Genomic DNA, 14,939 nt, shown 5'->3' with positions numbered 1-14,939 from the left:
GTCCTATTTTATTTTCTAAGATTTTGAGAATCTACGCTTATTGTAATTACTTTGAGATAGTTAATAACAAAAATTAAAAAAAATTTTATTGTCTAGTTGATATTGTGAAAAAGTAATAATATGATTCTTATATTGATTAAATTGAAAAAAGATTATATCTTAATGTTCTTGCTATGTATTAGAGAGAAGGTTCAGCATGAAGAAGTATAAAGGTGAATTATTAATGATTATTACCGCTGTTATGTGGGGGAGCGGATTTGTTGGAATGTCAGTAGGCTTAGAACATTGGAGTGTAATGCAATTAATGGCGCTTCGTTTTACATTAGCAACAGTTCTATTAGCCATTATTTTCTCTAAAAAACTAAAACTAATTTCTAAAAGTGTTTTCTGGAAAGGCTCTATATTAGGTGCTATTCTATTTATTGCGTTTTCATTACAAACACTAGGGCTTGAGTATACAACTCCCTCAAAAAATGCCTTTTTAACAGCTATTAATGTGATCATTGTACCTATTATTGCTTACATCATTTATAAACGTCGATATGACCACTTTGAGATTTTGGCAGCTATCATCGCGATTGTAGGTATTGGATTTTTATCTCTACAAGATTCATTTACAATTAATGTCGGAGATATGTTATCAATTCTGTGTGCATTCGCGTTTGCATTTGATATTTTTTATACGAATATCTTCGTAAAAAAAGAAGATGCACTAGCATTAACAATTGTCCAATTCTTCGTAGCTTCGATTTTTAGTTGGATTGGTGTTCTTATACTTGGAGAAATTCCTACTTCAGCAAGTGTGGAGGGCGTTTTAACAATAATATATCTAGCTGTTTTTTGTACTTTAATTGCTTATGTATGTCAAAATATTGGAATGCAGTATGCAGATCCAACAAAATCTGCGTTAATTCTGTCGACAGAGTCCTTATTTGGAACATTTTTCTCGGTATTATTATTAGGTGAAATTTTAACAGGGAGAATGATTTTTGGAAGCTGCCTGATATTTACCGCTATTATTATCGCGGAAGTGAAACCATCCTTTAAAAAGTCTATAATAAACGCTTAACAACGAAACTGGGCTTACATATTATCTGGAGTCTGGTTTTTTGTTTCTATGGTGTAAAAGCCTAATTATAAACAAGTCTGATTTTTACCCAAAAGATCTACAATTTTTTGATAAAGGAAGTAATCAAGTCGTTGAAATGCTTAATTTCATCACTCATTTCAACCCAACACGTTCAAAGAGTAACGTTTTATATATTTTAGTATATTAATTGAACAGGGAATACGTAATCGAAAAAAATAGTTTGAACAGAAGGCATGAGGTGTTCTGTGCGAAATCGGCTTTTTAAGTAACAATTCCGATGTGAGTAAGCTAGATACCCTCGCTAAGAGTCAGGCAGCAGGAAGGGCTGTTGCTGAGCGAATCAAGAACTATATCGAAACATTGCCGGAATAATAAATCCAAAAAAAGAAGGGGTGTCGGATTTCCGAACTCCTTCTCTTATTCTATCTGGCACCCAAGTATACGTACTCCAGTTGATTGTCCTTGCCGTAATGGAACACGACTAGACTGTTGCTGTCGTATTGAGGGTTGTACATGTAATAGCCTATCTCGGTCATTTCATCGTCTTTGTTAAAGAAACCGATGTGTTTTGATTGTTTGGCCAGTTCGACTTCGAACGGTGCGTTGTTCTCCGGTTCTTTAAGGTGTATCGCTTTGTTTATCACTTCGAACTCGACGGGGAACTCGGCTTTTAGCGTCTCGAAATCCTCAGCTGCAAGTAGATCCATGAAACGTCTAGAAGTTCTGTCGGTTTCCTGTAGGAACGAGCTGTAATCACTCATGATGTCCTTTAACTCTTGGTTCTCTTTTTGTAGTGCCTCGATTTCCTTCTTGTAGTCTGTACCTGCGCCCATATTGTCTTTCTCGTCCGAGCAACCGGCTAAAATAATCGAAACGAGTGCTACTGTCAGTAGTTTTTCCAAATATTCCATCCTCCTTTTGTGTCAACACCTGAAATTGTATATTACCATTATTAGGAAAAAGTATTTTATTTTATTGAAAACTGGCTTTTGGATTAAAAATATACAAAGAAGAATTTGACTTCTTTCTTTGGTGAATTATCATGGGAACTTTTTACAATTCTTTATGAATGAAAAACTGTTGAAATGATTAAAAATTGAAAGACTAGAGGATACGTTTGCAAATTATAGAGATAATCTTACTATATTAGTAACAAAGGTAACAGATGAAGTTCCAGTAGCTCTAATAAGCTATTTAGCAAGTGAATTCAATTGTGTACTGTAAGTATTGCTTTAATGACTAATCAATTAGTTATTTGTAGAGGAGAAGAAAGATCTGCGATTAGAATGACTTTTTAAGTGAAGTGATCGCAAATTAAACAGCAAAACTATATTTAATCATTTAAATTAACACCACTAAAAAGAGATAAAATAATATTTCTAACATAAAAAACTGAATTAATATTTGAAAAAGGAGTGTCTGGATATTATTGTCCGAAGTGACGGTAGATTCTTGTTCATGTACATATACGGGAAGGTAAGTGATTGGTTATTGCTATTACTAAAAATATTTTAGTTTACATAATATAAATTATACGGAGTTACGTTTCATTACATAAGTATACTTGAAACAGTGAGATATTTGAGAAAAACGTGCTTTTTTTGGTTTGTTTATAAAATTACATTAGATTTATTGGTAGCATTAAAATTTATATTTTTTCTTCTTAATGTTTGTTTGCAATTCTTAGCCTTACTTTCGATTTTAATTCCTTCTTATATATTCCTTCTTTTAATAGTTCAATTTATCTTACAATATTCCGTTAGAATTTTTGATCATCCAGATCTACAAATATTCTTTCTCTTTATATCTGTATCACAGAAAAAATTTTGCCTTCTGAAGTTTTCAACATCTTCCTCTTAAATGGAAAATGTTATATGTTTATACGACGAGTTAATGTGTCCTTTGTCAAATATTCATGTCAGCTAGTCGGATAGTTATACTGGTAATTAGTAAGCAAACTTTTTCTATTAGAACACTATAATAAACTCATTTCGCCTATGCTCCCTCTTCGTAGACAGTAGACACCTATTGTTCTAAAGGGATTTAGTAGAAGAATTATTCCCTATTATAAGCGTTATAGATTTACGAAATAAGCCTATACGGGCTTATTCTAGCGCCATTCTTCATCCAAAACTTCCAATAAACATAAACAGAACACTTGTTTCCATCCCGTAAAATTCATCATTTTGGATAAAAAACGCCTGCTATTTTCCAACAGATTTTTCATTTTTATCTAATAGCTAGATAAAGCATACTTATAAAGTACCTCAATAATTCCAATTACTTCTTCATCGGAATATTTGTTCATTTCCAAGTCTGATCTAACTTGTTTGAATAAAATTCAATCGCCTTTTTATAGCTTTGAATATGTTCATCATTCGACGTCTCCATTATATTTTTCAGTAAAAGTTCCATCGCTTGCTGATGGCTCTCTAAATTGTAAAGAGTCATCGCTAAAAAAACTTGCATGGCTCTATTAGTTGGAAATTGTTTTAGCCCCTGCTCCAAGGTTTTTTGGGACTTATCATACTCTCCCAGAGTTCTATATGTGCTTCCAAGGCCTATAAATGCCCCTTCCTGGTCTTTTTCAGGTAAACCTAGGCTAATTGCTGTCTCATAAAACGGAACGGCCTGTGACTCGTCTCCTAGTGTGTCAAAGCTCCAGGCACATTGGTAGTTAATATAAGCATCTTGAGGAAATTCTTTGACCAATTGAAGAAAAATACGGTTCGATTCTAATAATTGGCCCTCTTTTCTTAAATGTAATGCTTGTTCTATCATTTTTTCCATCGTAACTCACCTTCCACTTTTAAAAGATACTAACCTTTATATAAAGAATACAATAGCTTGGCAATTTCAGACAATAGGTTACTTGCTGCTCACTCAGTCTCTGCTATCTAGAGAATCTGCTCCTATACGTTACTAATGCTGCTCCGTTAAAAGCCTTTTTAGATCGTGCTGTTCTTTATCCATAAATCTATGAAAATGTACGCAACTTACCTATACTGTATTAAAATTATTATGTTACGTTTAATGTGGATGTACGTACTTATACTACCTAAAGATAGAAAGGGCGATCTTATATGAGAACAAGTGAGATTGCTAAAAAAGCGCAAATTCATCCAAATACCGTTCGTCTCTACGAGGAGTGGAAGTTTATCTCTCCCGTTCCTAGAAAAGAAAATGGCTACCGGGAATATAGTGAGATTCATTTACGACAACTATATATTGCTCGGCTTGCCTTTAAACAAGAGTTTATCCAAAATAATTTACGTAAGAAGGCTACCGAAATTGTTTTACTTAGCGGAAAGGAATTGTTTCATAAAAGTTTGCTGTCTGCCAAAGCCTATCTAAGCTTCTTACATTCGGAATACGACTATATGACGAAGGCTATTCAGTCGGTGGATAAATTGCTTCATGAGGAAACAACAAATTTGCCCATTTTCACACATAAAGAGACTTGCAAACAACTGCAATTAACAGAGGAAACGGTTCGAAACTGGGAGCGGAACGGTTTATTTGCAGTTTCTCGAAGTGCACAAAATCGTCGTCAGTATGCGGCTTCAGATATGCAAAAGCTATTGATCATTCGTACATTACGTAGCGCCCATTTCTCTATCGCAAGTATCCTTCACCTTTTTGAAGAAATTGAATCGGTAAACCATGTAACAGATATTCAATCCCTTTTGAGCTCTGCTAAATTTAAAGATGAATTTTACCATGTAACCGATGAACTGGAAGTAAACCTAAAAAAAGCAATGAATAACGTTAAGTTAATCATTGCGATTTTAGAAAAGCTACAATAATGGAGATTTGTTGTTTGCATCGATGAACATTGTTAATTGGTGCATTGCTCTTGTAGTGGCTATATAAAGTAAGCCTTGGTCATATGACGTATGGTAGTTAAACTCATCTACAAAGGGAACCAAAACTGCATCAAATTCTAAGCCCTTTGCATACTGGATGGTTGTGACAAGAAGGCCAGCTTCAAATTTTTCTGTTTGTCCATCTAAAACATGAAATGGAACGGTTAAGCTGCTTATAAGCCTATTTAAATCGTTTTCTGTCTTACAAATGATAGCTGTTGTTTTATAATCATTTTGAATCATTTGATGAATCATCGCTATCATCTCATCAAAAGTCTTATAAATCATTTCTTCTGGCTCTTCCCCGTGACGAGCAATTGGATGAATATCACCGGTTCGCATAAATTTCTTTGCGTACATAGCTATTTCATAGGAGGATCGATAAGTTGTCGTCAATTCTACATATTCTATACTAGAGAATATGTTTTCGAAGGATTCCTTAGAAATAGTTTCATATGGCAGTAATGCTTGGCTGAAGTCACCTATTATCGTCCGCTTACAGTTAAACACTTTCGATAGAACTGCATATTGAATTGGCGTATAATCTTGCATTTCATCGAGCACAAAATGCTGTACCAGCTCGAAGGTTTTAATGCCTTTAAAATATAACTGAACGTATAGATATGGATATACGTCATTGAATTCAAACGTCTTTTTTGAGTACTTAAATAAATCTTCTCCTAGTTCCTCTATGAAATGACGATAGATATCTAATGGAGTCGTGTATAACAATCGTTTTTTTAATCTCTTCACAATCTCATTCTTACTTGGGTATGTCCCTTCCCCGTTTCGTTTAGCTTTTAATACCTGAAGAATATCATCTGCCAGCAGCTCTAAACGAGTAGCGACCGGTTCTTTTCGATACTGAAAGAAACGTCCTTTTAAATAATCAGCTGTAAATTCTGTATCTGCAATCGATATGGATTCTTTCTTTAATAACTTTGTATCTAAGTCGCTTAAGAATGTGTTTAGTCGTTCCACAAATGAATAATTAGACTTTATTTTCGCACGTGTAGCTAGCTCTCCAGAAGGGTCCATTATAATTGCTCGCGTTTCCTGCTCATAGGAAGTGAACGTGACAGCCGGCGGCAATAAGCTTTCCGTCAGATCATCAATAGTAAAGGAACGAATAGGCTGCTCCCCTAGCTCTGGCAATACGGACGAGATATAGTCCCCAAACACTTTGTTTGGAGACAGTATGAAAATTCGATCTGCACGTAAGCTGTCTCTATATTTATAAAGGTAATAAGCTATACGGTGTAATGCAACTGCTGTTTTCCCAGACCCAGCAACCCCTTGTATAATGACGTTATAGGCTGATTCATTACGCACAATCTTGTTTTGCTCTTTTTGAATGGAAGTGACGATTGTTTTCATCTTCTCGCTAGCATGTTGATTGAGTGTTTGTTGTAGTACCTCATCTTGAATCGTCAATGAGCTTTCTACGACATATTTAATCTGTGAGTTTTCTATTTTGATTTGACGTTTGCCTATGAGTTCTCCTTCAAAACATCTTCCCATGGCTTCGTAGTAAGCTTTTCCTAGCTCAAATTCATAATACATATTACAAATAGGGGCACGCCAGTCATAGATAAGCGAAGTACCTTCTTCATCTCTAAAACCAAATCGCCCAATGTAAAAGGTTTCCGCATCGACCTGTTCTTCACCATTATAGACAAAATCAAATCGACCGAAATAAGGTGACTCAATCAGCTTTTTTATTTGTTCTCTTTCTAATACTTGTGCAAGCCCTTGTTTATCAATCATATTTAGCGTCTGTTGATAATCATACACTTCAAATTTATCGAGCTCATTTTTATACTCAATCGTATATTTTTGTAATTCTTTATAGTTTTGATCCTGATTATTTATATCTTCAGATAGACGTTGATAAGCTTCTTCAAGGTCAGCTTCAATCTTTTCAAAATATGTTATCTCTTTTTTATCCATCATTGTTTGCCCTCCCTTTAAACACCAAAGCCAATTCTAACAATTATTATTTCGCTGGGGTTATAATGGAGGGTTTGACACAAGAAAAGCGCAAGCGCCTGTCGGGGCAAGGCGGTGGAGCTAGACATCAATTTATTACAGGTTCAGAATTTTATAATTTAAAACCATAAAAAAAGACGGGCAGCGAACTACCCATCTCGTTTGTTTAAGGAACTGGTACTCCCTTTGTTTCCTCTAAATCAACTTGTAAGCCTTCTTTTTTATTTTTCTTCGCCTTCATAAAGAAGAGTGCAGTAATAATTACCGTAAAGATTAGAGCACCAATATGTGCTGTTCCGTAAGCTAATCCAAACCCAAGCTTTGCGTCATTTAGTATATAGACTGCTATCATGTCGGTAATAAAAAGTGCAGGAATTAAGCTGACATAGTAATTCTTCCCTTTTACCATTAGATACATCGTAGCAATCCATAAAGCTAGTGCAGATGTTCCTTGGTTTGCAAAAGAGAAATATCTCCATAAAATATTAAAATCTATTTTCGTTAATAGAAATGAAATTGCAAACAATGGTATCGCGATTGCAAGACGTTTGGTTAATTTTGCTTGATTGATATTTAAATAATCAGCAATAATCGAACGGGCTGCACGGAATGCTGTGTCACCAGATGTGATCGGTAGTACAATTACACCTAATACAGCGATTGTTCCACCTACTGCTCCTAGTAAGGTCATAGATACCTCTTTAACTACTAAAGAAGCGGTACCCTCATTGATTAATCCTTGTAACCCCTGCCCATCGAACATGCTCATTGCAGCAGCAGCCCAGATCATTGCGATAACTGCTTCGGTAATCATCATTCCGTAAAAAATGTACCGTCCCTGACTCTCATTTTGAGTAGTCCTCGATATAATCGGAGATTGTGTTGCGTGAAAGCCAGATAAAGCTCCACAAGTAATCGTTAAGAATAGGATTGGGAATATAGGTAGCCCTGCTGGGTGCATATTCGTTAAAGTCAATTCAGGAATTGTATAATCAGAGAACATTAATGCTCCGCCAACTCCAAGTGTCCCGATTAATAAAACTGCACCGAAGATTGGGTAAAAGCGACCAATGATTTTGTCAATTGGTAATACTGTGGATAAGAAATAATAAATAAAGATAGCTGCAATAATATAACCTAGTGCTATTCTATTATCCAGGAGTGCGCTAAATAAGGAAGCTGGTGTAGTAACAAACACAGTACCAACTAGTAATAGCAATAAAAGTGCAAAAACATTTACTAAGTGTTTGGAAAACTTTCCTAGGAATTTCCCAGCAAGTTCAGGAATATGTGCTCCACGGTTCCGAATGGAAATCATGCCTGTTAAATAATCATGTACTGCTCCAGCAAAAATAGCTCCTACGACAATCCAGATAAAGGCAACAGGTCCATATAAAGCTCCCATGATCGGTCCGAAGATTGGTCCTGTCCCGGCTATGTTTAGTAATTGTATCAAAGCGTTTTTATTCTTGCTCATAGGTACATAATCTACCCCGTCTTGATTAGCATAGGCGGGCGTCATTCTGTCTTCTTTGGGACCAAATATTTTTTCAATAAACTTCCCGTACGTAAAATAAGCAATCACAAGGATCACAATTGCAATTAAAAAGGTAAACATGTTTTTCCCCCTCTATAATTATTTTTTAATTTTAAATTTAAAACCTATATTTCTCAGTCGAAACATTATTCAAAAATCCTTTTATTATGTAACCGTTTTCTTGTATTTATATTTATCTTCTAAAGTAGTTATTCCTTTTTATATAATTATAATTTCTTATTATCTAACCCGTGAGGAACTCTGATGAACCCGCAATTTATTAATTATATTGCACACACAATCTCAGAATAAGATTAATACACTTTCTTGGCTATGTATTTGACCAAATGATTGAAAAGGCAGCATTTCCATTTCACAGCACTACTTAATGTTTAATGTATTAATGACCGTCTATATTAGGATCACGTTGATCTCTATGACGTCTATGAAAAAATCTCCATAAGTAATAGATGATCCAGGCAATAAAAATTATCACTTGTGGAATGTAAGTGTATTTAGGATTAATAAATAATAAGGTTATACTGCATGCGACAGCTGTCGGCAATATAATATAAAACCACATCCTAACTTCCTTGTTTTTAAAACTCAAATCAAATCGCTCGCTCATCCGCTCCCCACCATTTCTCTGTATGTATACTAAGAGAATAAGAAATTAATAATCTAAAGACGTATAGTTTCTCTCTCTCCCGTTAATAATTCCTCTTCAGATGAATAATGCATTTTTTTCTTATTACTTGGAACTACTATTGTCCCACCTATTAAATCGTGTATACCTCGCTTGTCTTTGCGAAATATGATCATAAAAAAGCTTACGACGGTAGTTATACCAAAACTTACAACCCCCAATAAGTACCTGCCGACTAGTTCTCTTAATAGCATATTTTGGAAGGTTACCAGTTCTCCATCTACACGAACTATTTTAATGTTGAGCATTTTCTTGCTAGCGGTATAGCCGCTCCAAACGACTGGGAGAATCGTTAAATATAATGCAAAGATTGCGTCCCAATATTTGCTGTCTATAAAACTTCTATCAAAATCACCTTTGACAATGAATGAAATGATAATAGCCAGTAAAAAAAAGAGTAAGCTATCCACTAAAAATGCTATAATTCTTCTGGGAGCACTTGCTAGGTTAAATAATATTCTTTCCATAGTTTTTCACTCTCCTTCTCTTCAAGTAATCTTTTATTTAACTCTTTATTCAGACAAATACAATATTAATTATACTATGTAAATCTAAATAAACTATTATTTTGTCAGAAAATATAGGAATTACCATATTTATTACACATTTTTTAGGAGTGTATATTTTGAAACCAATTATTCATTTACGTATCACGTATTTGGCACTTACTTTGCTCATGATCGTATCTGGACTAGCTTCTAGAAAATATGATTACTTGCTTATAGAAATCGTAGCCGAAAATGCGGGTGACGCTCTTTGGGCAGCCATGGTGTACTTTGGGGCACGATTCATTTTCGTTACTAAACCACCTCTTCTTTCCTTATGCATCAGTTTAATCTTTTGTTTTGGAATTGAATTTAGTCAGTTATATCAAGGTCAGTGGATGAATAGTATTCGAGGAACTACGCTTGGGGCTTTAATATTTGGAAGTGGATTTTTAATCGAAGATCTTTGGAGATATACATTAGGTGTAGGTATAGCATATTTGTTTGATGCTTTATGGAACAAGTTCCCTAAACAAACCACCTCCTAACTAAATACATTTATTAAAATTGAAATATACTTATATGATAATCATCCTCAGGAAAGTCTCCTAAATAATCTAGGTCACAGCTCATATAAAATGACTTAAGCTTGTTATTTCCGGACCAGCAGTCTAAATACATATCTTTTTTGTGTTCCTTAGAAAAAGAACGGCAAAAGTTAATAATGGAGGCACCAAGGTTTTTACCTTGATATTCAGGTAGAATAGCAATTCTTCCTACATAGAGACTGTTTGGGTTAATATGAAGGCTATTTAGTCGAGGGATAGGCGTTATCATAAAAGTTCCCACTATCTCATTATCTAGCTCCATCTTAAAGACTAAGCCTTGCTTTATTTCCTCTTCCACAATTGATGATGGCCACGGATAAGACCATTGCTCAATTCCTTTCCTTAATAGTTTCAGCGTCGTTTTGTCTAGAATATTTATAATGGAAACGAGATCATTTCTTTCAGCCAGTTTCATATTCATTTCATCACTCCCTTTAGATTGATACTAGCATAAAATATTGGTATACTCGTGTTAAGAAATGTATAAAATAAAAAAACCGCTTAGATGTTGGTAGCATCCGAGCGGCAAAATAGACTAGTTCCCTTCAATGGGGATTGGCTCTTAAGGCAAAGTAACCCATCCGAGCGCTAACTCACAGGTGGGTTACTTTTTTTGTGTCATTGAAAGTGCCAAAGTAATTAAAGCAATAATTAGCGAACCAAAGCTAATCATAATTACAAGGGATTCAAATACAGTCAAAAAGGCAGCACCTCCCTCCTGTCTCGCTTTGCCGTGACATAAGGGATCATTGTGCCAACCACCCATGAGATTACTAATCTATTTGATTTCTATTATATCTCATAACTCTCCCATATATAAACTTTAATCCTTTCCTAATGTAGAGCTTCTTCTTTCTAATAATACGACGTCTCTCCAGACACCGTTCAGCTTACCCATTTGTTTGCGCGTACCGACTGTTTCAAATCCATATTTTTTATGTAAGTGAATACTTCCTTCATTTTCTGGAAAGATCATGGATTGAATTGTCCAAAATCCTTGTTCTTCACTTTCTTCTATCAAATGCTTTAAAAGCTTTCCGCCAATCCCCATACCGGTCGCGGAACCAGATATATAAATGCTTACTTCAGCAACTCCAGAAAAGGCCTCTCGACTCGAAATTGGGCTTAGGGCAACCCAGCCTACGACTTGATCCTCCAACACCGCTACATATCTGCAATTGGCTGTATGGCTAGCATCCCATTCCTCCCATGTAGGAGCCTCCGTTTGAAAGGTTGCGTTTCCGGTTTGAATACCCTCTTTAAAAATCGCACGCACCTTTTCCCAATCGTTCTCTATCAGTTTCCTGATAGCTATCTCTTTATGAATCATGCCTAATCCCTTCATTTCTCCATGTTTTCTCATATTATACGACAAGTAATTATGAGTTTATATATAAATATAATAAAAAAACACTTCTTCAAAGGAGAAATTCCTTGTAAGAAGTGCTTTTTTAGTTAATACGCTATTACGCTAAATGAGATGGCAAATAACGCACATAGGACTAATAAAATACTCATAATAAATGAGAATATTGGTGGCATTTTTTTGATAAAGGAATAGATGCTAATAGCTAAAAAGGCCATAGCTAGAATACCAAAAGAAATACCTTTGTAATTTGCCACAAGCTCCACTGTTAAAGGAACTAAAGAGCCTTCACTAGACGGTAAGATACCGAAGGCTTGTAAAAGTGTTTCATTACTTAGCAACACATTGTTGTGTGGTGGTTCCTGCTGGCTCATAGCACCTGTTGCTGCAAAGATAAATAATACGATAACAGATTCTAACCGAGTCCAAGGTCGCGGATCTACATTTTCTTTTACACGTAGCTTTCTTTTCATCAAGAATCCATTAATGAATGCATAGCCTATCAAGGGAAGGATAAGTAAATGTTTGATCAGAAGACTTTGACCATAAGGCTGCATCCATGAATTCGGATATTCCGTGATAGTCATCGAGTATGACATTAAAGTTAGACCAGTCACAAAGATAATTGCAAAGCAAAAAACAGCCATTGTATGGAACCAACTTAAAAAGGCCATCCAATTCTCTTTGTTAATAGAAAACCAAGCTACCATTGTTAAAACACCTATCCAAACGATCACAGTCCCAAAATGGATAAAATGCGTGATAAAGCCTTGTATACCATAAACAGCGTGTGAGTGAGTAGTCCAGCTCATTGCTGCGACCATCGCAAGCAATAATCCAATCCCCAAAATAGGATAGGCAGGTGAATTTCTATCGTCAAATAAACAAATAAAGACTGCTAGAAAAATGGTGATCACAATCGTTACGATCCAAGCCTTACCTATTTCAAACGTCAATAATACTGATTCTAATACATAGAGAAAACTGTATTCCTCCAGCAAATAAATCATTATATTGAATACGGGCATAAAGGAAAATACTGCTATACCAGCAACTGCAATTAACTTTGCCTTTTTAGAAACTACAATCGTTGGCTTTAGATCTTCTGGGATGAGTGAAAATATAAAGCTCCCCATTAACAATGCAAAGCAGGCATATAGAAAGGCTTCGCTAATGGTTGATAAAAGCATCATCATTTTTTATTTCGCCCATTTATCACCCAAAAACTAGCCGCTAAAACAATTACTAAACCGATAATCATCCATATAAAGAAACCGCTGGAGGATGAGTCACTTCCCACCTCGTTTGTCTCTACGATAGGAGCAGTTTCTTCAACATCAGTCTCAGCTTCTTCAGTTACCTCCACTGGATTTTCAACAACAGGAAGATTTACGGTAAATGATAGGTCTCCTTGAATCGGATGTCCATCAGCACCTATGATATTCCATGTTAGTGTATACTCTCCATTATCCATACCTTCTACTGTTCCAGTCATTAGATCATCGACCACAACAATGTCTTTTACCGGAATCTCTTTATTATTTGTTCCTTTTATCTTAAAAGAACTAGTTTGTTCTATCTTAGTTAAAAAAGTAAGTGTTATTTCTTCTATTGGATCTGTGATTGTACTGCCATCCGAAGGATTTGAGCTTTCTAAACCTGTATGAGCAAAAGCTTTCCCTCCAAATAGAAATAAACAGATCGCAATTAAGCTTAATATTTTTTTCATAAGTTTGACCTCCAAAGTAGTATGTATGCTTAAATAAATATAGTGCTCTCTATTACTTATACCACATTCTATAGAATTACGATAAAGATTGAATTTTACAATCAATTTCTCTAATATGGAAGATGTAAACTATTATAAAGGGAGAGATTCATATGGCTAAATCACATGCCAAGAAAAAAAGACTTCATCAGCTAAGAACAACTGGAAAAGATGTATCATCGATGAGAAATGACATTGAATTCAGCACGCATGTTAGAAAAACTAAAACTAAAAAGGAAAAATTGCATCACCTTCATAACAAACATAAAAAGCATTTCCAACAAGGTTTATACCCCGATGGAAATGCTTTTTATTATGTTCATGCAGTTGGTATCTGAAACGATAGCTTTCTTTTTTGAATTTGCAACAGAAAAATAGTTGTTAACCCTATACTAAATACACCGAATATGACCATCATGTACGGAAGACCAATTAAATCTAACATGGCACCTGTCGATAACAAAACAATCTGGAACGAAATTCGGTCCAGCATATTTCGAAAAGAGAAGAATCGACCATGATACTCTGTCGGCACTTGCTTTTGGAAAATGGTTAATGCTGTTGGATAAAAACAACCAATAGAGAAACCAAACAAAGCAAAGCTTACTAGTGTTAATATTGGGTTTGCAACAAAATACATAGATATCTCAGCAAGACCAATGACAAATACGAAAGTGAAGAGAATAGATTTAGTGCTATATCTTTTCCCAATATACTTAATAGCAAGGGTACCAATCATGAAGGCTACACCCTCGACTGCATAAATGACTCCCTTTATAGAAGATGAATCTTGAATCTCACTAATATTAATGACGATCAAGTTAAAGGAACCTAAAAATAAAACAGGTATTAGGGTTAGGAGTAGTGTCAGCATGACAGGCATATTCCCTTTAAGCATAGGAAAAACCTCTTTAAAACCATCTTTTCTAGGTCCATTACTCACTAGCATTTTTTCTCTAGCAGTTTCGTCGATTCGGAGCATAAAGGTAAATGCAAGAATCCCTGCATAAGCAATCATTGAAATAATATACAGAGATTGGATTGGCCAGTAAACTAACGCAAGACCTCCAATTGCAGTACCTGCTACTCTAGCAATAGTGGAAACATTCATATGCCAACCATTTAACTGAAGTAAATCCTCATCCTTAACAATTAACGGCAGAGTAGCCTGTAAAGCTGGAAAGTAAAAGGATGCGGATACCTGCAGACTTATTAGAAATAATAACATCCACCAAATGGATCCTGTAGCAATAGCAACAAACATAAATAACACACTAAATAGTCGACCGATACCAGAAAGGATTAATACTTTTTTCTTATTGGACTGGTCGATGATTCTACCTGCTAGTGGGCCTACAAGAATTCCTGCAAGTAAACCACTAGCAAGCAGCAAGGACTTGTGGAAATCAGAGGGGACCTTTTCCTGCATAAATTCCAGGTTTCCTATTATACTGCTCCAAAGTCCTAAGCCAGCAACTAATTCCCCTATTAGAACAATCCAAACGTTTCTATTTCTCCACATAT

Annotated in this window: 15 protein-coding genes; 4 read left to right on the top strand and 11 right to left on the bottom strand. The window is 35.3% G+C overall.

What is annotated here, in order from left to right:
* The first annotated feature begins 196 nt into the window (after positions 1-196).
* Positions 197-1,069: a DMT family transporter gene (locus Q0371_RS01590; protein WP_251553123.1), complete on the top strand. Its 873-nt coding sequence runs from the start codon at positions 197-199 to the stop codon at positions 1,067-1,069.
* A gap of 443 nt (positions 1,070-1,512) precedes the next feature.
* Here the strand turns inward: Q0371_RS01590 and Q0371_RS01585 are convergent, their stop codons facing one another.
* Positions 1,513-1,992: a hypothetical protein gene (locus Q0371_RS01585; RefSeq protein WP_251553125.1), complete on the bottom strand. Its 480-nt coding sequence runs from the start codon at positions 1,990-1,992 to the stop codon at positions 1,513-1,515.
* 1,402 nt (positions 1,993-3,394) lie between these two features.
* Positions 3,395-3,880, bottom strand: coding sequence for a tetratricopeptide repeat protein (locus Q0371_RS01580; protein ID WP_251553128.1), 486 nt, complete (start codon positions 3,878-3,880; stop codon positions 3,395-3,397).
* Between the two features lie 293 nt (positions 3,881-4,173).
* On the opposite strand from Q0371_RS01580, the gene Q0371_RS01575 reads away from it, so the two are divergent.
* Positions 4,174-4,896, top strand: a complete 723-nt coding sequence (locus tag Q0371_RS01575; protein ID WP_298467438.1) for a MerR family transcriptional regulator — start codon at positions 4,174-4,176, stop codon at positions 4,894-4,896.
* On the opposite strand, the gene Q0371_RS01570 is transcribed toward Q0371_RS01575, so the two are convergent.
* From Q0371_RS01570 to Q0371_RS01560, 3 genes are all read right to left on the bottom strand, one after another.
* The gene (locus Q0371_RS01570; RefSeq protein ID WP_298467435.1) at positions 4,888-6,909 is read right to left on the bottom strand and encodes an ATP-binding domain-containing protein; all 2,022 of its coding nucleotides are present in this window, start codon (positions 6,907-6,909) and stop codon (positions 4,888-4,890) included. The genes Q0371_RS01575 and Q0371_RS01570 overlap by 9 nt on opposite strands.
* Before the next feature lie 202 nt (positions 6,910-7,111).
* Positions 7,112-8,563, bottom strand: coding sequence for a carbon starvation CstA family protein (locus tag Q0371_RS01565; protein WP_298467432.1), 1,452 nt, complete (start codon positions 8,561-8,563; stop codon positions 7,112-7,114).
* Between the two features lie 600 nt (positions 8,564-9,163).
* Complete coding sequence (locus Q0371_RS01560; RefSeq protein WP_298467429.1) at positions 9,164-9,655, bottom strand: RDD family protein; 492 nt, start codon at positions 9,653-9,655, stop codon at positions 9,164-9,166.
* A gap of 158 nt (positions 9,656-9,813) precedes the next feature.
* On the opposite strand from Q0371_RS01560, the gene Q0371_RS01555 reads away from it, so the two are divergent.
* Positions 9,814-10,221: a DUF2809 domain-containing protein gene (locus Q0371_RS01555; protein WP_298467426.1), complete on the top strand. Its 408-nt coding sequence runs from the start codon at positions 9,814-9,816 to the stop codon at positions 10,219-10,221.
* A 13-nt stretch (positions 10,222-10,234) separates the two neighbouring features.
* On the opposite strand, the gene Q0371_RS01550 is transcribed toward Q0371_RS01555, so the two are convergent.
* The 5 genes from Q0371_RS01550 to Q0371_RS01530 all read right to left on the bottom strand — a co-directional run bounded on the left by Q0371_RS01550 (position 10,235) and on the right by Q0371_RS01530 (position 13,376).
* The gene (locus Q0371_RS01550; RefSeq protein WP_298467424.1) at positions 10,235-10,702 is read right to left on the bottom strand and encodes a GNAT family N-acetyltransferase; all 468 of its coding nucleotides are present in this window, start codon (positions 10,700-10,702) and stop codon (positions 10,235-10,237) included.
* 183 nt (positions 10,703-10,885) lie between these two features.
* Positions 10,886-10,981, bottom strand: coding sequence for a putative holin-like toxin (locus Q0371_RS01545; protein WP_222123056.1), 96 nt, complete (start codon positions 10,979-10,981; stop codon positions 10,886-10,888).
* Positions 10,982-11,104: 123 nt separating this feature from the next.
* On the bottom strand, positions 11,105-11,611 hold the full coding sequence (locus Q0371_RS01540) for a GNAT family N-acetyltransferase (protein ID WP_298467417.1): 507 nt from the start codon (positions 11,609-11,611) through the stop codon (positions 11,105-11,107).
* Positions 11,612-11,736: 125 nt separating this feature from the next.
* On the bottom strand, positions 11,737-12,843 hold the full coding sequence (locus Q0371_RS01535) for a CopD family protein (protein WP_298467416.1): 1,107 nt from the start codon (positions 12,841-12,843) through the stop codon (positions 11,737-11,739).
* On the bottom strand, positions 12,840-13,376 hold the full coding sequence (locus tag Q0371_RS01530; RefSeq protein WP_298467414.1) for a copper resistance CopC family protein: 537 nt from the start codon (positions 13,374-13,376) through the stop codon (positions 12,840-12,842). Before Q0371_RS01530 ends, Q0371_RS01535 begins: the two co-directional genes overlap by 4 nt.
* Positions 13,377-13,528: 152 nt before the next feature.
* Between Q0371_RS01530 and Q0371_RS01525 the strand changes: the two genes are divergently transcribed.
* Complete coding sequence (locus tag Q0371_RS01525) at positions 13,529-13,753, top strand: hypothetical protein (protein ID WP_251553138.1); 225 nt, start codon at positions 13,529-13,531, stop codon at positions 13,751-13,753.
* On the opposite strand, the gene Q0371_RS01520 is transcribed toward Q0371_RS01525, so the two are convergent.
* The gene (locus Q0371_RS01520; protein WP_298467412.1) at positions 13,735-14,937 is read right to left on the bottom strand and encodes an MFS transporter; all 1,203 of its coding nucleotides are present in this window, start codon (positions 14,935-14,937) and stop codon (positions 13,735-13,737) included. The genes Q0371_RS01525 and Q0371_RS01520 overlap by 19 nt on opposite strands.
* Between the last annotated feature and the right edge of the window lie 2 nt (positions 14,938-14,939).

This window comes from uncultured Psychrobacillus sp. (assembly GCF_938022135.1).
Taxonomy (GTDB): Bacteria; Bacillota; Bacilli; order Bacillales_A; family Planococcaceae; genus Psychrobacillus.
The sequence above is the reverse complement of the archived record's forward strand: the minus strand, read 5'-3'. Positions and strand labels throughout refer to the sequence as shown.